Source organism: Rhodococcus sp. JCM 9793 (assembly GCF_055380405.1).
Map to the genome: position 1 here is coordinate 2,417,225 of NZ_AP043721.1, position 20,155 is coordinate 2,437,379.

Sequence of the window (20,155 nt, forward strand, 5' to 3'; positions counted from 1 at the left end):
CCGATGACAATCGCCAAGGGGCGCGGTGATCTCGTTCTGATCCGTGGCCGGAGAGTGCTGCGCGCACCACTGAACCTGCTCGACCGCGCGGGCGAGCAGATGTCGTTCTACGCGCGGGCAGTCGGGTGGATTCCGCGCACCATCACGCACTACCGCAAGGAAGTGCTTCGGCTCCTCGCCGAGGTCACCTTCGGCAGCGGTGCCCTGGCCGTGATCGGCGGCACCATCGGCGTCATCGCGATGATGTCCGGATTCACCGGCGTCGTCGTGGGTCTGCAGGGTTACGCGGCGCTCGAACAGCTCGGATCGTCGGTACTCACCGGCTTCCTGTCCGCCTACGTCAACACCCGTGAGCTCGCACCGATCGTCGCGGCGCTCGCGCTGTCGGCGACTGTCGGCTGTGGTTTCACGGCCCAGCTCGGTGCGATGCGGATCAGCGAGGAGATCGATGCCCTCGAGGTGATGGCCGTCCCGTCGGTGCCGTTCCTCGTGACCACCAGGATGATCGCCGGCTTCGTCGCGGTCATTCCGCTCTACATCGTCGGCCTGCTTGCGGCGTATCTCATGACACGGGTGATCAGCACACTGTTCAACGGACAGTCGCCGGGGTCGTACGACCACTACTTCAACCTGTTCCTCCCACCGGAAGACGTGCTCTATTCGTTCGCGAAAGTGCTGGTGTTCGCGTTCGTGCTGATCCTGATCCACTGCTACTACGGATTCCACGCGAGCGGCGGACCCGCGGGTGTCGGTGTGGCCGTCGGGCGTGCGGTGCGGTCCGCGATCGTCACCATCGCGGTGCTCGACTTCTTCTTGAGTCTTGCCATCTGGGGCACGAGCACCACGGTCAGGGTGGCCGGATGAGCGACACATCGACTCTGCGGCGGCGCACGCTCGGTCTCGTCTTCTTCCTCGTTCTGGCGCTGTTCGTCGCCGGTACCATCGCGATCTACAACAAGGCCTTCAAAACGGTCGTCGAGGTCGAACTCCTCACCGACAGCGTCGGCAACGCACTACCCAAGAATGCCGACGTCAAGGTGCGCGGTGTGATCGTGGGGGAGGTGCGGTCGACGAGCGCCTCCGACAACCAGGTCACTGCGCATCTCGCGATCGACCCGAGCCAGGCCGATCGCATCCCGGCCAACGCAACCGGCCAGCTCCTGCCGAAGACTCTCTTCGGCGAGCGATACGTGTCGCTGATCATCCCGGACGATCCCGGTCGTTCGTTGCAGGCCGGCGACGTTCTCGTGCAGGACACCAGCGAAAAGACCGCCGAGCTCGGCGAGGTACTCGATGGATTGCTCCCGCTGCTGCAGGCGATTCCACCGCAAGACCTCGCGAACACCCTCGGTGCACTCGCTCAGGGACTCAGCGGCCGAGGCGAGACGCTCGGCCGGACCGTCGACAACCTCGAGCGGATCTTCCGAGAGGTCAACGTGGAACTACCGACGCTGCAGGAAGATCTGCGTGGGCTCGCCGATTTCACCCAGACCTACTCCGAGGCAGCTCCGGATCTCATCAATGCACTCGACAACCTCCGGACCACCGGCGGCACCGTCGTCGAGGAGCAGAACCAGATCCGGACCCTGCTGGCCAGCGCGACCAGCGCCTCCGCTTCGACCGCAGATTTCTTGCAGACCAACGCGGACTCTCTGATCAGCATCGCCGCGGATTCCAAGGAAGCGTTGCAGTTGCTCGCTCGGTATTCGCCGTCGTTCCAGTGCACGTTCCGGGGCTTCGCAGAAGCGAAGCCCGCCGCAGTGGAACTGCTCGCCGCCGACGACCCGTTCCCCGCTGCGCGCGCGAACATCCAGTTCACGAATCCCAAGGGTCGTTACCTGCCCAATCAGGACGAACCGCGTCTGCTCGACACCCGTGGTCCCGCATGCTACGACGAGGTCACCGAGCCGGGCCGGTTCTTCCCGCAGTATCCCGGAGGCTCGATCAACGACGGTTCCTACCAGGTGCCGTCCCGTAACCCGGGCCCTGCGTCGATCCCGATGTTCCCTGCGCCCGAAGATTCGGGCGTGCCTGACGACGTGGCTACCATCATCGGACTCTCCGGGTCGGACTCCGCGACCCCGGTCTCGTACGAGGGCTCACGTGCGGAGCAGGACACCCTCGACGTGATCTACGGCCAGGCCACCGGAATCGCACCGCAGGACGTCCCGGCGTGGACGACGCGGCTGGGCGCCCCTGCACTTCGCGGCGCGGAGGTGAGCTTCCAGTGAGAGGTCTTGCTTCACCACTGATCAAGCTGATCGTGTTCGCTGTGGTCACCATCCTCGCGACCGGTGTCCTCGCCGCTACCATCGCGAGCGTCGGAGGAAGCGGAGGAACGAAGTTCCACGCGGTGTTCTCCGACGTGACCTCACTCAACGAGGGCGACGACGTGCGGATCGCAGGTGTCAAGGTCGGTCAGGTCGACGAGATCGCGATCGTCAACGAACGCGAGGCCCGCGTGACGTTCTCCGTCGGGCAACGCGACTGGCTTCCTGCAACGTCGACCGCGGCCCTTCGCTTCCGCAATCTGGTCGGTCAGCGCTACATCGCGTTGGGACAGGGAGAGGGTGACCAGGGTCTGCGCATGACCGAAGGGGACACCATCCCCATCGAACGGACCCGGCCGGCCGTCAACCTCACAACACTGTTCGACGGGTTCCGCCCGCTGTTCCAGACGCTGAGCGCCGACGACGTCAACAAGCTGTCATTCCAGATCATCCAGGTCTTCCAAGGTGAAACGGGCACAATCGACGATCTCGTGCGCAGCACTGCAAGCCTGACGAACACGATCGCCGACAAGGACGCGGTGATCGGTGCCGTCATCGACAATCTGAACACTGTCCTCACCACGATCGACGAGCGCGACGAACAACTCGACTCGCTCCTGGTGAACACCCAGGCGCTCGTCAGCGGTCTCGCCGCGGATCGCGACACGGTGGGTTCGTCGGTACAGTCCCTCGCGGGCCTGACCGATGCGGTGGCGGACGTGCTGGAGCCGACCCGCTCGTCGGTCACGCAGTCGATCACCGCGCTGAACGAGCTCACCGGCAACCTCAACGCGAACAGCGGTGAGGTGAACGACGTGCTCGCGAACCTGCCCGTCAAGCTGGAGAAACTCGGCCGTGTCGCCAGCTACGGGTCGTGGTTCCAGTTCTACCTGTGCGGTATCGACATCATCGCCGGGCCAGGCTCGGTGCCTTACCTGAACCTCCCCACAGGGCTACCCACCGTGAACCAGCCCATATACACGAATGCGGCGCAGCGATGCACGCAGGAGGGGATGCAGGAGTTGCAGGGACGATGAGTACACGCCGCAGTCCGGCAGCCGCCGGTGCCCTGGGCATCGTCGTGATTCTGCTGGCGACACTGTCCGCATTCTTTCTCGACTCGCTGCCGATCATCGGTGCCGGGGCGACCTACAAGGCCGAGTTCAGCGAGGCCGCAGGACTCAAACCCACCAACGAGGTCCGCATCGCCGGAGTCAAAGTCGGGACGGTCAGCGCAGTCGAACTCGAAGGTGATCGCGTCGTCGTGTCGTTCCGAGTGCAGGACGCATGGGTCGGAGACAACACGTCGGCATCGATCCAGATCAAGACGATCCTCGGTCAGAAGTACCTCGCGCTGGATCCGAGTGGCGCCGAGGTCCTCGACCCGGACGACCGGATTCCGCTGGACCGCACGGTCTCGCCGTACGACGTGATCGAGGCGTTCTCGTCCGCGGCCACGACTCTCGGCGACATCGATTCCGACCAGCTCGCAACGAGTTTCGAAACCTTGGCCGGCGCGTTCTCAGAGACCCCCGATGACATCCGCGCGTCGCTCGACGGCGTGAGCAGGTTGTCGGAGACGATCTCGAGCCGCGACAAGGAACTCAAGCGGCTTCTCGAGGCCACCGGCAACGTGTCGCAGATCCTCGCCGACCGGAACGTCGAGTTCAATCGCCTGCTCAGCGACGGAGCCTTGCTGATCACCGAGCTCAACAACCGTCAGCAGGCCATCTCGCAACTGCTCGACGGGACGAAGCGGCTTTCGACGGAGCTCTCGGCGCTCGTGGTCGAGAACCAGGAACAGATCGGTCCTGCGCTCGAGAACCTGCGCGGCGTCGTACAGATCCTGCAGGACAACAACGACAACCTCGACAGGGCGATGAAGCTGTACGAGCCGTTCGTGCGTCTGTATTCCAATGTGGTCGGCAACGGACGCTGGTTCGACCAGGTGGTCGTGAACCTCACTCCGCCGGGTCTGCCCGAGATCCCGGGATACCGCGAACCGGGTCGCACCTTGGGAGGGGGGAACTGATGGCACACGCAGAAAACGCCGAATCCCCGAACCAGGGCGGGCGTCGGCGAATTGCGCTCATCGCCCTTGCGGTAGCTGCGGCCCTCGTGGTCGCCGGTGCCTTGTGGTGGGTGTTCACCCGCGCCGGAACGACAACGGTCACCGCCTATTTCGACAAGGCCGTCGGGATCTACGAAGGATCCGACGTGCGGGTTCTCGGTGTCGAGGTCGGCAGTGTCACCTCGGTCGAACCTCAGGGAGAGATCGTCAAGGTCGACATGCGCGTCGATCGTGGGGTGGACATTCCGGCAGACGCCAGGGCGGTGCAGATCACGCCTTCCGTGGTCGCCGACCGCTACGTTCAGCTCACCCCCGCGTACTCCGGTGGCGAGACGATGAGCAACGGCGCGGTCATCGACCGCGAACGCACGGCCACTCCCGTCGAGGTCGACGAGTTGTATGCGAGCATCGACGAACTGGCGCGGGCGCTCGGGCCCCAGGGCGCGAACGCCGACGGTGCGCTGACCGAATTCGTGGAGGTCGGAGCCGAGAATCTCGAAGGAAACGGTGCGGCGCTCGGTCAGAGCATCGACGAGTTGTCCGCTGCCGCACGCACACTCAACGAATCGCGCGGTGATCTCTTCGGAACCATAGAGAACCTGCAGATCTTCGTGAGTGCACTCGCGGCCAACGACCAGCAGGTACGGCAGTTCAACACTCAGCTCGCCGACCTGTCGGGCTTTCTCGCAGGGGAACGCCAGAACCTCGGTGAGGCGCTCGAGCAGCTTTCCATGAGCCTCGGGGACGTCACGACGTTTGTGCGCGACAACCAGGACGCGGTCAAGGACAACGTCGACGCGTTGGTTCCTGTCACGGAGAACCTGGCGAACAATCGTCAGTCCCTTGTGAACTCCTTGACGCTGCTTCCCCTCGCGGTGAGCAACCTCGTCAACTCGTACGACGCGGAATCGGGTTCGTTGTCGTCGCGCCTGGTCCTGCCCGAGCTCGAGGACCCTGCCGCGGTCCTCTGCAAGCTGATCGACGTGGGCAAGCTGATGCCCGGCGACCCCGAGTTCGAAGCGCTCGGACGGCAGATGCAGCCCGTGATCGACCGCTGCGGCGACATCATGGGGCAGATCACCGAGGACGTGAGGTCACCCGACCTGATCCTGCCGTTCGGGATCATGAGCGGCGAGAACATTCAGCGGCAGGTCGTCCCGGGCACGGTGCCGGGAGTGGTGTCGCCGCGGCTGGACGTGAGCGGAGAGGGAGGCGGCCAGTGAGGCGCACGGTGGCCCATGGACGGACGAGCCTGCCGCGTTCGACGCTCGTCGGTGTGGGGGCATGCGTCGTCGCAGTGACGGTCTCCGGTTGCGGTGGCATCTACGACGTTCCGCTGCCCGGCGGTGCCGATCTCGGTGACGATCCGATCCGGGTCAGCATCGAATTCGACGATGTCCTCGATCTGGTGCCGCAGTCGACCGTCAAGGTCGACGGCGTGCCGATGGGTCGCGTCGAGTCGATCGATGTGGCAGGGGAGGGCTGGACCGCCGACGTCGAGATCGTCCTCAATTCTGCGGCCGACCTGCCCGCCAACACGTTCGCCGTCGTCGAGCAGAGCAGTCTGCTGGGCGAGAAATTCGTGCAGCTCGCACCGCCGTCGGACGAGCCGGCGACGGGCGAACTGGTGGACGGCGCCACCATTCCCCTCGCACGGACACGGCACGCGACCGAGATCGAACCCGTGCTCGGCGCCCTGTCGTTGCTGCTCAACGGTGGCGGTGTGGGGCAGCTCGCGCCCGTGATCGAAGAGTTGTCGACGGCGTTCGACGGTCGGGAAGGCACTACGCGCAGTCTCATCGAGGAGGCCGAATCCCTGATCACCGGACTCGAGCAACAGCGCGACGACATCACCCGCGCGATCGATGGCCTCGACGCGTTGTCCGAGCGGGTCGCAGCGCAGAACGATCAGGTCGCCGCGATCCTCGACGACCTACCGGTTGCGACGGAGGTGCTCGAACAGCAGCGACCGGAGCTCACGCAACTCCTGGTGCAGCTCGATCGGCTCGGGACCGTCGGCACGGATATTCTCGATCGGTCGAAGGACGATCTCATCGCCGACCTGCTCGCGCTGCGCCCGACTCTGCAGGCCCTCGCTGCGTCGGGCGACGACCTCGTGCAGTCCCTCTCGTTCATCCCGACGGTGCCGTTCCCGGACAGTGTCGAGGACATCATCGTGGGCGGTTCCATGAACCTGTTCCTCATCGTCGACCTGCAGATCGGCGACGCACTCGCCTCACTCGGCGTGGGTCAGGGCGAGCCGGTCTATCGGCAGCCGAAGTTCGGAAATCCGAAGCCTGTCATCGACCCGTCCAACCCGTACTACGACGGAAACGGACCGCGCGTGGGGTGGCCGACGGTGTCGTTGGTGCCCCTACTGCCCGCTCCGACGTTCCCCGACCTCCTGACGCTTCCCGAAGGTGTAGCGCTGCCGGAGGGCATCGAGATCCCCGGTATCGGTGAGGCCGGCTCAGACCGTGCGCCCGCACCGCCCCCGCCGCCCAACCCGCTGGAGGGCCTGATGGATCAGCTCGGAATCGGGGGTGGCCGATGAGATCGCGGCTGGTGAGGATTCAGCTCGTGGCATTCGTCGTCATCGCGCTGCTCGGCGTGGTCTTCGTCGGTGCCCGTTACGTCCGGTTGGACAATCTCATGGGGTTCGGCCAGTACACCGTGAACGCCCGATTCCCCAGTTCGGGCGGTGTATTCAAGAATGCAGAAGTCACCTACCGAGGTGTCCCTGTCGGTCGGGTGGGCACCCTCTCCCTGACCAGCGACGGTATCGATGTCGAATTGAAGCTCGACGACGGCGGACCGAGGATCCCGGCATCAGCTCAGGCCGTGGTCGCGAACCGATCGGCGATCGGCGAGCAGTACGTCGATCTTCGACCGCCCACCGATGAAGGTCCGTACCTCGTCGACGGTTCGGTCATCGAATCGACGGCCGACGACCTTCCGGTGCCCGTCGAAGACCTGTTGGTGAGCACCAACGAACTGACACGGTCGGTGCCGACGGACGCACTGCACACGGTCGTCACCGAACTCGGCGACGCGTTCGACGGCCGTGGCGACGAACTACAGGTTCTCGTCGATTCGCTCGCGCAGCTCAGTGACTCGGGTGTCGAATACCTGCCGCAGACCGTCACGTTGATCCGCGACAGCCGGACCGTGCTCGACACACAGTCCGAGCAGGCGTCCGCGATCATGCAATTCAGCTCCGATCTCGACCTGATCACCGCGCAACTGCGCGACAGCGACCCCGACATCCGCCGGCTCATCGAGACGGGAACCACTGCGAGCGATGAGCTGAACCGCCTGATTGCGGATTCGGGTCCCGGACTGACCGCGAATCTGACCAACCTCGCCGCGCTCGGCGAGACCCTCGCACCTCAAGCGATCGCACTGCAGCCGCTGTTGGCGTTCCTTCCGGCCGTGGCGGCCAGCGCCGGTACCGTGGCCCCGGGCGACGGTACGGTGAGGCAGGGCATCGTGCTGGAGACGAACAACCCGCCGTCGTGCACCCTCGGATACGAGGGAACGCACGAGATCATCGAGCAGATGCGCGCGGAAGACCCGAACTTCGATGATCATGCGCAGGACTTCCCGTTCAACACGGAAGCGTCGTGTGAGGCACCGCAAGGCAGCGTGACCGGCGTGCGCAGCGCGAACCGGATCGTGTTCGCCGATCCCGCGACCATCCAGCCGTGGGATTTCACCCCGAAGAAGGATCCCGACAAGCTCAATCTGAATCCGGTGGCGACGCAGCTGGCGCCGCTTCTCGGAGTCACCCCGAAGTGAGCAGTGAGTAGGTTATTGGAGTGAGAGCAAGAACCGTCGCCCTGTCGATCGTGAGCGCGCTGGCGGTGGTCGCCTTGGTGGCCGTCGTATGGTTCGGATTCGGCTGGGCGAAGGCACTGATCGTCGATCGTTCCGTGGCCGACACACGCGATGCCGCGTTGGCAGGCGCGTTCCAGGCGACGATCAACCTCAACAGTGTCGATGCACAGAATGTCGATGCCTCGCTCGACAACATGCGCTCGTCGATCACCGGTGATGCGTTGCGCAACGATCTCGCCGCTACCGAGCAGCAGATCCGCGACCAGGTCGCCGCGACCGGCACCAGCATGTCTGCTGAGGTTCTCTTCGGGTCGTTGACCGAACTGAACACCGACGACGACGAAGCGAAAGCGCTCGTCGTGCTCGCGGTGCGTACGAACACCCCGGAGTACTTCACCGTCAACAAGGTGTCGGTGAACGCCTCGATGGCAAAGGACGGCGACGTCTGGAAAGCGGTGACGATCGAGCCCCTCGGGTCGGTCGGGATGGAGGAGGGGCCGGTCCCGGGTGCACAGTCGGCGCCCGCCGAACCTGCGCCCGCCGAACCTGTACCGGAGGGTGCAGCGACACCGTGACCTGCAACGACATCTCGATCAGCAGTGACGGCTCGAACAGCAGTAACAGCGAGCCGACGAAGGAGAACGTCTAGTGCCACCGCAGCGACGCAACCCCGGGCCGCCGCGCCGTCGACCGAAGATCGCCGGCGAGTCCCGTCGCCGGACGGAGTCGACCACAGGTTCGACCGCCCCGAGCCAGGTTTCTCGGAGCAGTGAATCCGATCGCGTCGATCAGGTCGACGCGATCGACTCCGATCGGACGGTCGGTGTCGACGAGAAGGCCGAGCCGGATGAGAAGACCGAGCCCTCTGCGCCGGTCCTGCTGAGTAAGAAGGCCGAAGCCCATACGACGGCCGAGCCGCTCGAGAAGTCCGAGGTCGAGGCGGTCGATCCTGAGGCGACCGCCTTCCCTCCACAGGCCGTTGGCGAGGAGAGATCGGGACGACCGAGTTGGATGCCGGTGGTCGCGGTAGCAGTGGTCGCCGTGGTGCTGGGTGCGCTCGCGGTGGTAGCGGCCCTCCGACCCGGAGCGTCCGACAGCAATATCGCATGGGTCGACCAGGCGGAGACTGCTGCGGTGACCGAGGCCGCCGCGCACGCGATCGAGGCGATGCACGGGTACGATTTCGAGACGATCGACGAGGATTTCGCCGAGATCCGCGAACTGCTCACAGACGAACGTCGCGCGGAATTCGACTCGACCGCGCAGGTCACCAAGGATGCCGCGGTGCAGACCCGTACCGTGACGGAGGTGAATGTGGCGCACATCGGCGCGCGGATGATCGATGAGTCCCACGCCGAGATCGCTGCGTACATCAACGTCAGCGCGACCGGTGACGGAGTGGCGCAGGGGAGTGCGGCGGCGCCGTTGCTGGTGCGGATGGAGAAGGCAGATGGCCGCTGGTTGGTCTCGGAGATCCGTGATCAGTAGGCCCGTCGCGTCCGGCCGGTGGTCGTGATGCGGGTGTGTCACCGGGGGCCGATGACTCTTGACGAGAACGACGTGAGACGTCACTCTATCGGTACGCCTGTGCGATACGGACTCCGTAACGTCGCCTCCAGGTTTCTTTGAGGCACCCCCGTGGACATTTTCGTGTGTTCGGTGTAAGTTGGTTCTTTGCGCTGGCTGCCTCCTGTCCACCCCTCGACCTGTGAGCCCGTGAATCGTTCATCGAGAGCGATTTCATCGGATTCTTCGGCGAGGTTTCAGTTCGGGTTGCGACCAGCCGAAACGCCCCACATGAAGAAGCAGGTACAGCGGCGGTCGCACCGGTTGGAGCGACCCGCGTGAGGTGCTGGAAGGACGCATCTTGGCAGTCTCTAGCCAGACCAAGGCAGTTGCCGGAATCCCCGGAGCCCCGAAGAGGGTTTCGTTCGCGAAAATTCGCGAACCCCTCGAAGTTCCCGGGCTCCTCGATCTACAGACAGATTCCTTCGAATGGTTGATCGGGTCGGAGCGCTGGCGCGCGAAGGCTGCTGATCGCGGTGACGGCAGCGTTGCCGGTGGTCTCGAGGAGATCCTCGCCGAGCTTTCGCCGATCGAGGACTTCTCGGGCTCGATGTCCCTCTCCTTCTCCGACCCACGCTTCGACGAGGTCAAGGCCTCCGTCGAGGAGTGCAAGGACAAGGACATGACGTACGCGGCCCCGTTGTTCGTCACGGCCGAGTTCATCAACAACAACACCGGCGAAATCAAGAGCCAGACGGTCTTCATGGGTGACTTCCCGATGATGACCGACAAGGGCACCTTCGTCATCAACGGCACCGAGCGTGTCGTCGTGTCGCAGCTCGTGCGCTCGCCCGGTGTGTACTTCGACAAGTCCGTCGACAAGAGCACCGAGAAGGACCTGCACAGCGTCAAGGTCATTCCTGGTCGTGGCGCATGGCTCGAGTTCGACGTCGACAAGCGCGACACCGTCGGTGTCCGCATCGACCGCAAGCGCCGTCAGCCCGTCACCGTGCTGCTCAAGGCGCTCGGCTGGTCCACCGAGCAGATCGTGGAGCGCTTCGGCTTCTCCGAGATCATGATGTCCACGCTCGAGAAGGACAACACCGCCGGTACCGACGAGGCTCTCCTCGACATCTACCGCAAGCTTCGTCCGGGTGAACCGCCGACGAAGGAGAGCGCACAGACGCTCCTCGAGAACCTGTTCTTCAAGGACAAGCGCTACGACTTGGCGCGCGTGGGCCGTTACAAGATCAACAAGAAGCTGGGCCTGAACATCGGCCAGCCGATCGAAGCGTCGACCCTCACCGAGGAAGACATCGTCGCGACCATCGAGTACCTCGTGCGTCTGCACGCGGGCGAGAACTGGATGACCGCTCCGGGCGGCGTCGAGGTTCCGGTCGAGGTCGACGACATCGACCACTTCGGTAACCGACGCTTGCGTACTGTCGGTGAGCTCATCCAGAACCAGATCCGCGTGGGCCTTTCCCGCATGGAGCGCGTCGTTCGTGAGCGCATGACGACTCAGGACGTCGAGGCGATCACGCCGCAGACCCTGATCAACATCCGTCCGGTGGTGGCAGCGATCAAGGAGTTCTTCGGAACCTCGCAGCTGTCGCAGTTCATGGACCAGAACAATCCGCTGTCGGGTCTGACTCACAAGCGTCGCCTCTCGGCGCTCGGCCCCGGTGGTCTGTCGCGTGAGCGCGCCGGCCTCGAGGTCCGCGACGTCCACCCGTCGCACTACGGCCGTATGTGCCCGATCGAGACCCCTGAAGGCCCGAACATCGGCCTGATCGGTTCGCTGTCGGTGTACGCGCGGGTCAACCCGTTCGGTTTCATCGAGACGCCGTACCGCCGGGTCGTCGACGGTATCGTCACCGACCAGGTCGACTACCTCACGGCAGACGAAGAAGACCGCTTCCTCATCGCGCAGGCGAACTCGCCTATCGCCACGGACAACACGTTCGCCGAAGACCGCGTTCTCGTCCGTAAGAAGGGCGCGGAGATCGAGTACGTCGGCGCCGACGCCGTCGAGTACATGGACGTCTCGCCGCGCCAGATGGTGTCGGTCGCGACGGCCATGATCCCGTTCCTCGAGCATGACGACGCCAACCGTGCCCTCATGGGCGCGAACATGCAGCGTCAGGCCGTGCCGCTGATCCGCAGTGAGGCCCCGGTCGTCGGTACCGGCATGGAACTGCGCGCTGCAGTGGACGCCGGCGACGTCATCGTCACCGAGAAGCCCGGCGTGGTCGAGGAGGTGTCGGCCGACTTCATCACGGTGATGGCCGACGACGGCACTCGCCGCACCTACCGACTGCGCAAGTTCGACCGTTCGAACCAGGGCACCTGCTCCAACCAGCGTCCGATCATCGACGAGGGTCAGCGTGTCGAGGCCGGCCAGGTTCTGGCCGACGGCCCCTGCACCGAGAACGGTGAGATGGCGTTGGGCAAGAACCTGCTCCTCGCGATCATGCCGTGGGAAGGCCACAACTACGAGGACGCGATCATCCTGTCGCAGCGCCTCGTGGAAGAGGACGTCCTGACCTCGATCCACATCGAGGAGCACGAGATCGATGCCCGCGACACCAAGCTCGGTGCCGAGGAGATCACTCGCGACATCCCGAACGTCTCCGATGAGGTCCTCGCAGACCTCGACGAGCGCGGCATCGTCCGTATCGGTGCCGAGGTCCGCGACGGCGACATCCTGGTCGGCAAGGTCACCCCGAAGGGCGAGACCGAGCTCACTCCGGAGGAGCGCCTGCTCCGCGCGATCTTCGGTGAGAAGGCCCGCGAGGTCCGCGACACGTCGCTCAAGGTTCCTCACGGCGAGACCGGCAAGGTCATCGGCGTCCGCGTGTTCTCCCGCGAGGACGACGACGATCTGCCTCCGGGCGTCAACGAACTCGTCCGGGTGTACGTGGCTCAGAAGCGCAAGATCCAGGACGGCGACAAGCTCGCCGGCCGCCACGGCAACAAGGGCGTCATCGGCAAGATCCTCCCGCAGGAGGACATGCCGTTCCTGCCCGACGGCACTCCCATCGACATCATCCTGAACACGCACGGTGTTCCGCGTCGTATGAACATCGGCCAGATCCTCGAGACTCACCTCGGCTGGATCGGCAAGGCCGGTTGGAACGTACAGATCGCCGACGATGGGTCGCGTCCCGACTGGGCGCAGAACCTGCCCGAGGAGATGCTCGCCGCCGAGTCCGACTCGAACATCGCAACACCGGTATTCGACGGTGCTCGCGAAGAGGAGCTCACGGGGCTGCTGGCGTCGACGTTGCCGAACCGCGACGGCGAGGTCATGGTCGGTCCCGACGGCAAGGCGACGCTGTTCGACGGTCGTTCGGGTGAGCCGTTCCCGTACCCGGTGGCTGTCGGCTACATGTACATCATCAAGCTGCACCACTTGGTCGACGACAAGATCCACGCACGTTCGACCGGTCCGTACTCGATGATCACGCAGCAGCCGCTCGGTGGTAAGGCCCAGTTCGGTGGTCAGCGCTTCGGTGAGATGGAGTGCTGGGCCATGCAGGCATACGGCGCCGCATACACGCTGCAGGAACTGCTCACCATCAAGTCCGACGACGTGGTGGGTCGCGTGAAGGTGTACGAGGCGATCGTCAAGGGCGAGAACATCCCCGAGCCCGGCATTCCGGAGTCGTTCAAGGTGCTCCTCAAGGAACTCCAGTCCCTGTGCCTCAACGTGGAGGTGCTGTCCAGCGACGGCGCTGCCATCGCGATGGCAGACAGTGACGACGAGGACCTGGAGCGGGCAGCAGCCAACCTGGGCATCAACCTTTCCCGCAACGAGTCGGCCACGGTCGACGACCTCGCGAACTAGGAGCCGACCGATGCGGTGCGCCACCGAGTCACACCGGCCGCGTACCGCATCGGGTCCCGGCAGCGATAGCGACAACTAGCAGCAACAAAGCCCGCACAGGGGAAAGGAAGTTACGTGCTCGACGTCAACTTCTTCGATGAACTCCGGATCGGTCTGGCCACCGCGGCCGACATCCGTAATTGGTCGTACGGCGAGGTCAAGAAGCCTGAGACCATCAACTACCGCACGCTCAAGCCCGAGAAGGATGGCCTCTTCTGCGAGAAGATCTTCGGCCCCACCCGGGACTGGGAGTGCTACTGCGGTAAGTACAAGCGTGTCCGCTTCAAGGGCATCATCTGCGAGCGCTGTGGCGTCGAGGTGACCCGCGCCAAGGTGCGTCGTGAGCGGATGGGCCACATCGAACTGGCCGCACCCGTCACCCACATCTGGTACTTCAAGGGCGTGCCGAGCCGTCTCGGTTACCTGCTCGACCTCGCACCGAAGGATCTCGAAAAGATCATCTACTTCGCTGCGTACGTCATCACCTCGGTCGACGACGAGCTCCGTCACAACGAACTCTCGACGCTCGAGGCCGAGATGGAGGTCGAGAAGAAGGGTGTCGCCGATCAGCGCGACGCCGACCTCGAGGCCCGCGCACAGAAGCTCGAAGCCGACCTGGCCGAGCTCGAGGCCGAAGGCGCGAAGTCCGATGTCCGCCGCAAGGTCAAGGACGGCGGCGAGCGCGAGATGCGTCAGCTGCGCGACCGGTCACAGCGCGAGCTCGATCGTCTCGACGAGATCTGGACGACGTTCACGAAGCTGGCTCCCAAGCAGCTCATCGTCGACGAGATGATCTACCGCGAGCTGCAGGACCGCTACGGCGAGTACTTCACCGGCGCGATGGGCGCAGAGGCGATCCAGAAGCTCATCGAGACCTTCGACATCAACGCAGAGGCCGAGCTGCTGCGCGAGATCATCCGCAGTGGCAAGGGGCAGAAGAAGCTCCGCGCGCTCAAGCGTCTCAAGGTCGTGGCGGCGTTCGCGCAGTCCGGCAACTCGCCGATGGGCATGGTCCTCGACGCTGTTCCGGTGATCCCGCCGGAGCTGCGTCCGATGGTGCAGCTCGATGGTGGCCGCTTCGCGACGTCCGACCTCAACGATCTGTACCGCCGTGTCATCAACCGGAACAACCGCCTCAAGCGACTGATCGACCTCGGTGCCCCCGAGATCATCGTCAACAACGAGAAGCGGATGCTCCAGGAGTCCGTCGACGCGCTGTTCGACAATGGTCGCCGCGGCCGGCCGGTGACGGGTCCGGGTAACCGCCCGCTCAAGTCGCTGTCCGATCTGCTCAAGGGCAAGCAGGGTCGTTTCCGTCAGAACCTGCTCGGTAAGCGCGTCGACTACTCGGGCCGTTCGGTCATCGTCGTCGGCCCGCAGCTCAAGCTGCACCAGTGTGGTCTGCCGAAGCTCATGGCTCTCGAGCTGTTCAAGCCGTTCGTGATGAAGCGCCTCGTGGACCTGAACCACGCGCAGAACATCAAGTCGGCCAAGCGCATGGTCGAGCGTCAGCGCCCGCAGGTGTGGGACGTCCTCGAAGAGGTCATCAACGAGCACCCGGTCCTGCTGAACCGTGCACCTACGCTTCACCGCCTCGGCATCCAGGCCTTCGAACCTCAGCTCGTCGAGGGTAAGGCCATCCAGCTGCACCCGCTCGTCTGTGAAGCCTTCAACGCCGACTTCGACGGCGACCAGATGGCCGTGCACCTGCCGCTGTCGGCAGAGGCTCAGGCCGAGGCACGCATCCTGATGTTGTCGTCCAACAACATCCTGTCGCCGGCATCGGGCCGCCCGCTGGCCATGCCGCGTCTGGACATGGTGACGGGTCTGTACCACTTGACCCGTCTCGTCGAGGACGCGGTGGGCGCGTACAAGCCTTCCTCGGCCGACGAACCGGAGCAGGGCGTGTACTCGTCGCCTGCCGAGGCCATCATGGCCGTCGACCGCGGTGTGCTCTCGGTGCAGGCCCCTATCCGGGTGCGTCTGTCCCAGCAGCGTCCGCCGCGTGAGATCGAGAACGAGCTGTTCCCCGACGGCTGGCGTTACGGCGAGGAATGGCTCGCCGACACCACCCTCGGTCGCGTGATGTTCAACGAGTTGCTGCCGGTGAACTACGGTTTCGTCAACGACATCATGCCGAAGAAGCGTCAGGCCGGGATCATCAACGATCTCGCCGAGCGCTACCCGATGATCGTCGTCGCACAGACCGTCGACAAGCTCAAGGATGCGGGTTTCTACTGGGCCACGCGGTCCGGTGTCACCATCGCGATGTCGGACGTTCTGGTTCCGCCGGAGAAGAAGGAGATCCTCGAGCGTTACGAGGGTCAGGCCGACTCGATCCAGCGGCAGTACGACCGAGGCAAGCTGTCCGAGGACGAGCGCCGCGATTCGCTCGTCAAGCTGTGGCAGGAGGCGACCGAAGAGGTCGGCCAGGTCATGGAGGCGCACTACCCGGATGACAACCCGATCCCGACGATCGTGAAGTCCGGCGCTGCGGGCAACATGACCCAGATCCGGTCGCTGGCGGGCATGAAGGGCTTGGTGACGAACCCGAAGGGCGAGTTCATTCCTCGTCCGATCAAGTCCTCGTTCCGCGAGGGCCTGACCGTCGCCGAGTACTTCATCAATACCCACGGTGCGCGTAAGGGTCTTGCCGATACCGCTCTGCGTACCGCCGACTCGGGTTACCTGACCCGTCGTCTGGTGGACGTCTCGCAGGACGTCATCGTGCGCGAGGTCGACTGTGGCACGCCGCGTGGCATCGAGATGGTCATCGCTGAGCCCGAGCGCGACGCACAGGGCAACGAGACCGGCAAGCTGGTCCGCGATGCTCACATCGAGACGAGCACGTACGCCCGCACGCTGGCCACGGATGCAATCGATGCGGCCGGCAATGTCGTCGTCGAGCGCGGCTCCGACCTCGGCGATCCGGCGATCGAGGCACTCCTCGAGGCCGGTATCCAGAAGGTCAAGGTCCGCTCGGTCCTCACCTGCGACACCGGCACCGGCGTCTGCGCGACCTGCTACGGCCGCTCGATGGCGACGGGCAAGCTCGTCGACATCGGCGAGGCCGTCGGTATCGTCGCCGCACAGTCGATCGGTGAGCCCGGTACGCAGCTGACGATGCGTACGTTCCACCAGGGTGGTGTCGGTGAGGACATCACCGGCGGTCTGCCCCGTGTCCAGGAGCTGTTCGAGGCCCGTATCCCGAAGGGCAAGGCTCCGATCGCCGACGTCTCCGGACGTATCCGCCTCGAGGACGACGATCGTTTCTACAAGATCACGATCATCCCCGACGACGGTGGCGAGGAGGTTGTGTACGACAAGCTGTCGAAGCGTCAGCGTCTGCACGTCATCCGCAAGGCCGACGGCACCGAGGGTGTCCTCGGCGACGGCGACCACGTGGATGTCGGTCAGCAGCTCCTCGAAGGTGCTGCCGATCCGCACGAGGTGCTGCGTGTGATGGGCCCCCGTCAGGTTCAGATCCACTTGGTCCACGAGGTCCAGGAGGTCTACCGGAGCCAGGGCGTGTCGATTCACGACAAGCACATCGAGACGATCGTGCGTCAGATGCTGCGTCGCGTGACGATCATCGATTCGGGTGCGACGGAGTTCCTGCCCGGTTCACTCGTCGAGCGCAGCGAGTTCGAGGCTGCGAACCGTCGTGTGGTCCAGGAAGGTGGCGAGCCGGCTGCCGGTCGCCCCGTCCTCATGGGCATCACAAAGGCGTCGCTGGCCACCGACTCGTGGTTGTCGGCGGCATCGTTCCAGGAGACCACTCGTGTGCTGACCGACGCGGCGATCAACTGCCGTTCGGACAAGCTGATCGGTCTCAAGGAGAACGTGATCATCGGCAAGCTGATCCCGGCCGGTACCGGCATCAACAAGTACCGGAACATCCAGGTTCAGCCGACCGAGGAGGCTCGTGCTGCCGCGTACGCCATCCCGGCGTACGACGATCAGTACTACTCGCCGGACGGCTTCGGCCAGAACACCGGTGCTGCAGTGCCTCTGGATGACTACGGTTACTCCAACGACTACCGGTAGTTCGCTGCCGTAGTCACAAAGGTCCCGCCCTCTCTCTTCAGGGCGGGACCTTTGTGGTTTCTGGGTACGTCGTGGAGAAGCGACGCTCAGCGTGGGATGTGGAAGTCGGTCAGTTCGGCGCGACCGGACTCGAGGTCGTCCCAGTTGCCTCGAACGGTGAGGACCGCGAGCGCTGAGGTCGGAAACTTCTCGGAGAGTTGCTGGGCGATGTCGCTGGTGTGGTCTGTGGCCAGACTCAGCGCCGTCTCGGACAGCGACGGCTCGTGCCCGATCACGAGCAGAGTGTGAATTTTCGGATCCACCGAGCGGATCTCCGCGATGACGCCCTCGGCAGTGGCCCCGTAGAGCGCCGCGCGGTAGTCGACGGGTGCGTCGATCGTCGCTTCGGCGAGAGTCTTGCGCGTGCGTGTCGCGTCGGAGCACAGCACTGCGTCGATCTCAGGCAGGTTGGCTCGTATCCATCGACCGGCGAGACCTGCTTCTCGTCGGCCGCGTGGAGAGAGGGGGCGCTCGTGATCGTCCACGTCGTCCGGATACGCGGACTTCCCGTGGCGCAGCAAGATCAGGGTGCGGGTCATCATCCCACCGTAGGGGCTACGTGCCCGAACCGGAACGCCGACGTCGACTTCCTGCTATCCGCGTGGCGGGTCGTGCCTTGCGAAGCACGCGAATGCGCGACTACAGTCAAGGTAACTGTTACTGAGTGTTACATGAAACTTGGTTGCCCAGCCCTGCCTCGGAGGACACCGCCATGGCCTACGTCATCACCCAGACGTGCTGCAACGATGCGAGCTGCGTCGCCGTCTGCCCGGTCAACTGCATCCATCCCACCCCCGCCGAACGTGAGTTCAGCACGACGGAGATGCTGCACGTCGACCCGCAGACCTGCATCGACTGCGGTGCGTGCGCCGACGCATGCCCGGTCGAAGCGATCCTTCCGGACGACAAGCTCGAACCGTCCCAGGCCCGCTTCGCCGAGATCAACGCCGCCTATTACCGCGCGCACCCCATGCCGGAGGGCTGGGACCCTCTCGTGCCGACACCGGCCGCGCCGCGGGATCTCGGAACCCTGCGGGTTGCTGTCGTAGGGGCCGGGCCCGCAGCCTGCTATGCGGCGCAGGAACTGCTCGATCGATCCGATGTCGAGGTCGAGATGTTCGAGCGGCTGCCGACACCGTTCGGTCTGGTCCGTGCCGGAGTCGCCCCCGACCATCCCGGCACGAAGTCCGTCACCGAGTCGTTCGAGTGGTCCTTCCGTCGCGACGCCTTCGCGCTGCACCTCGACACCGAGATCGGCCGCCACCTCACCCACGCGGAACTGCTCGACCACCACCACGCGGTGGTGTACGCGGTGGGTGCCTCTGCCGATCGTCGTCTCGGCGTTCCCGGCGAAGACCTCCCGGGCAGCCACGCCGCTACGGAATTCGTCGCCTGGTACAACGGCCATCCCGACTATGCGGATCGCACCTTCGATCTGTCGGCCGAGCGCGCCGTCATCGTGGGCAACGGCAACGTCGCCATCGACGTCGCCCGCATCCTCACCATGGACGTCGAGGAACTCGCGCGCACCGACATCGCCGACCACGCACTCGAGGCGCTGCGCCACAGCAATATCCGCGAGGTCGTCCTCCTCGGGCGCCGAGGGCCGGCCCAAGCCGCATACAGCAACCCCGAATTCCTTGCGCTCGGCGACCTGAACGGCGTGGACGTCGTCATCGACGACTCCGCACTCGTCCTCGACCGGGCCAGCGAACGCGCCGTCGCGAGCGACCCGGCCGTGGCGATGCGCGTCCGACTCGCCCGTGAGTATGCGGCTCGCGAACTACGCGAAGGGAATCGCCGCATCGTCTTCCGCTACCACGCCGTGCCGTCCGAACTTGTCGGCGACGACCACGTGGACGGTGCACGCGTCGCCCGGACCGAGCTGGTCGAGACACCCGAGGGCGCGCTCGTCGCACGTGCGACCGACGATATCGAGGATGTGAGCGCCGGCCTCGTGCTCCGATCGATCGGCTATCAGGGTGTTCCGATTCCCGGGCTGCCGTTCGACGAACAGCGCGCAATCGTCCCCAGCGTGGGTGGTCGCGTCGAAGCGGGTGTCTACGTGACGGGATGGATCAAGCGCGGTCCCAGCGGAGTCATCGGTACCAACAAGGCGTGTGCGAAGGAGACCGTAGCCGCACTGTTCGCCGATTTCGATGCAGGACGGTTGACGCGGCCGCGCGGCGACCGTCGGAGCCTCGGCAGACTCCTGGCCGAGCGACGCCCCGACCGGATCGACCTACACGGGTGGCGCAGCATCGACTCCGTAGAACGAGAGGCGGGCCGCGCGCAGGGCCGGCCGCGCGTGAAGATCACCGACCGCGCGGCTCTCGTCGGTCTGGGTCGCCGCCGGCTGTCGCTCCTGGACGCGATGCGACGGTAATGGAGTGGGGCTCACGGCGCATCCTCGATAAGATCATCGGGCGGTGCGCCCACGCTGTCGGTGCCGAATTCGGATTTCGATGGGCCGCTCGGGGCCGTCCGTCTTCTCAT

At 64.9% G+C, this 20,155-nt stretch carries 13 protein-coding genes; 12 read left to right on the forward strand and 1 reads right to left on the reverse strand.

The features are described from left to right. The first annotated feature begins 3 nt into the window (after nt 1-3). The 11 genes from ACZ46K_RS13490 (at nt 4) to ACZ46K_RS13540 (ending at nt 17,620) form a co-directional block, all read left to right on the forward strand. Nucleotides 4-864, forward strand: a complete 861-nt coding sequence (locus ACZ46K_RS13490) for an MlaE family ABC transporter permease (protein WP_054805069.1) — start codon at nt 4-6, stop codon at nt 862-864. Continuing rightward, nucleotides 861-2,231, forward strand: coding sequence for an MCE family protein (locus ACZ46K_RS13495; RefSeq protein WP_464748698.1), 1,371 nt, complete (start codon nt 861-863; stop codon nt 2,229-2,231). Before ACZ46K_RS13490 ends, ACZ46K_RS13495 begins: the two co-directional genes overlap by 4 nt. Further along, nucleotides 2,228-3,307, forward strand: a complete 1,080-nt coding sequence (locus ACZ46K_RS13500; protein WP_054805070.1) for an MCE family protein — start codon at nt 2,228-2,230, stop codon at nt 3,305-3,307. Before ACZ46K_RS13495 ends, ACZ46K_RS13500 begins: the two co-directional genes overlap by 4 nt. Next, complete coding sequence (locus ACZ46K_RS13505; protein WP_054805071.1) at nt 3,304-4,302, forward strand: MCE family protein; 999 nt, start codon at nt 3,304-3,306, stop codon at nt 4,300-4,302. Before ACZ46K_RS13500 ends, ACZ46K_RS13505 begins: the two co-directional genes overlap by 4 nt. Continuing rightward, complete coding sequence (locus ACZ46K_RS13510) at nt 4,302-5,564, forward strand: MCE family protein (protein ID WP_464748700.1); 1,263 nt, start codon at nt 4,302-4,304, stop codon at nt 5,562-5,564. Before ACZ46K_RS13505 ends, ACZ46K_RS13510 begins: the two co-directional genes overlap by 1 nt. Before the next feature lie 29 nt (nt 5,565-5,593). Further along, on the forward strand, nt 5,594-6,895 hold the full coding sequence (locus ACZ46K_RS13515) for an MCE family protein (RefSeq protein ID WP_054809504.1): 1,302 nt from the start codon (nt 5,594-5,596) through the stop codon (nt 6,893-6,895). Beyond that, complete coding sequence (locus ACZ46K_RS13520; protein ID WP_054805072.1) at nt 6,892-8,139, forward strand: MCE family protein; 1,248 nt, start codon at nt 6,892-6,894, stop codon at nt 8,137-8,139. The genes ACZ46K_RS13515 and ACZ46K_RS13520 overlap by 4 nt, the downstream gene beginning before the upstream one ends. A gap of 47 nt (nt 8,140-8,186) precedes the next feature. Next, a complete protein-coding gene (locus tag ACZ46K_RS13525; RefSeq protein WP_054809503.1) occupies nt 8,187-8,753 on the forward strand; it encodes a hypothetical protein in 567 nt (188 codons plus the stop codon). Nucleotides 8,754-8,826: 73 nt separating this feature from the next. Further along, on the forward strand, nt 8,827-9,666 hold the full coding sequence (locus ACZ46K_RS13530; RefSeq protein ID WP_054805074.1) for a hypothetical protein: 840 nt from the start codon (nt 8,827-8,829) through the stop codon (nt 9,664-9,666). 361 nt (nt 9,667-10,027) lie between these two features. Beyond that, entirely contained in the window at nt 10,028-13,534 is a 3,507-nt protein-coding gene (gene rpoB, locus ACZ46K_RS13535; RefSeq protein ID WP_464748701.1) for a DNA-directed RNA polymerase subunit beta, read from the forward strand. A gap of 114 nt (nt 13,535-13,648) precedes the next feature. Further along, nucleotides 13,649-17,620: a DNA-directed RNA polymerase subunit beta' gene (locus ACZ46K_RS13540; protein ID WP_464748703.1), complete on the forward strand. Its 3,972-nt coding sequence runs from the start codon at nt 13,649-13,651 to the stop codon at nt 17,618-17,620. An 86-nt stretch (nt 17,621-17,706) separates the two neighbouring features. On the opposite strand, the gene ACZ46K_RS13545 is transcribed toward ACZ46K_RS13540, so the two are convergent. After that, nucleotides 17,707-18,198, reverse strand: a complete 492-nt coding sequence (locus ACZ46K_RS13545; RefSeq protein WP_054805079.1) for a SixA phosphatase family protein — start codon at nt 18,196-18,198, stop codon at nt 17,707-17,709. Nucleotides 18,199-18,371: 173 nt separating this feature from the next. Between ACZ46K_RS13545 and ACZ46K_RS13550 the strand changes: the two genes are divergently transcribed. Continuing rightward, the gene (locus tag ACZ46K_RS13550) at nt 18,372-20,045 is read left to right on the forward strand and encodes an FAD-dependent oxidoreductase (protein WP_464748705.1); all 1,674 of its coding nucleotides are present in this window, start codon (nt 18,372-18,374) and stop codon (nt 20,043-20,045) included. Nucleotides 20,046-20,155 lie beyond the last annotated feature (110 nt).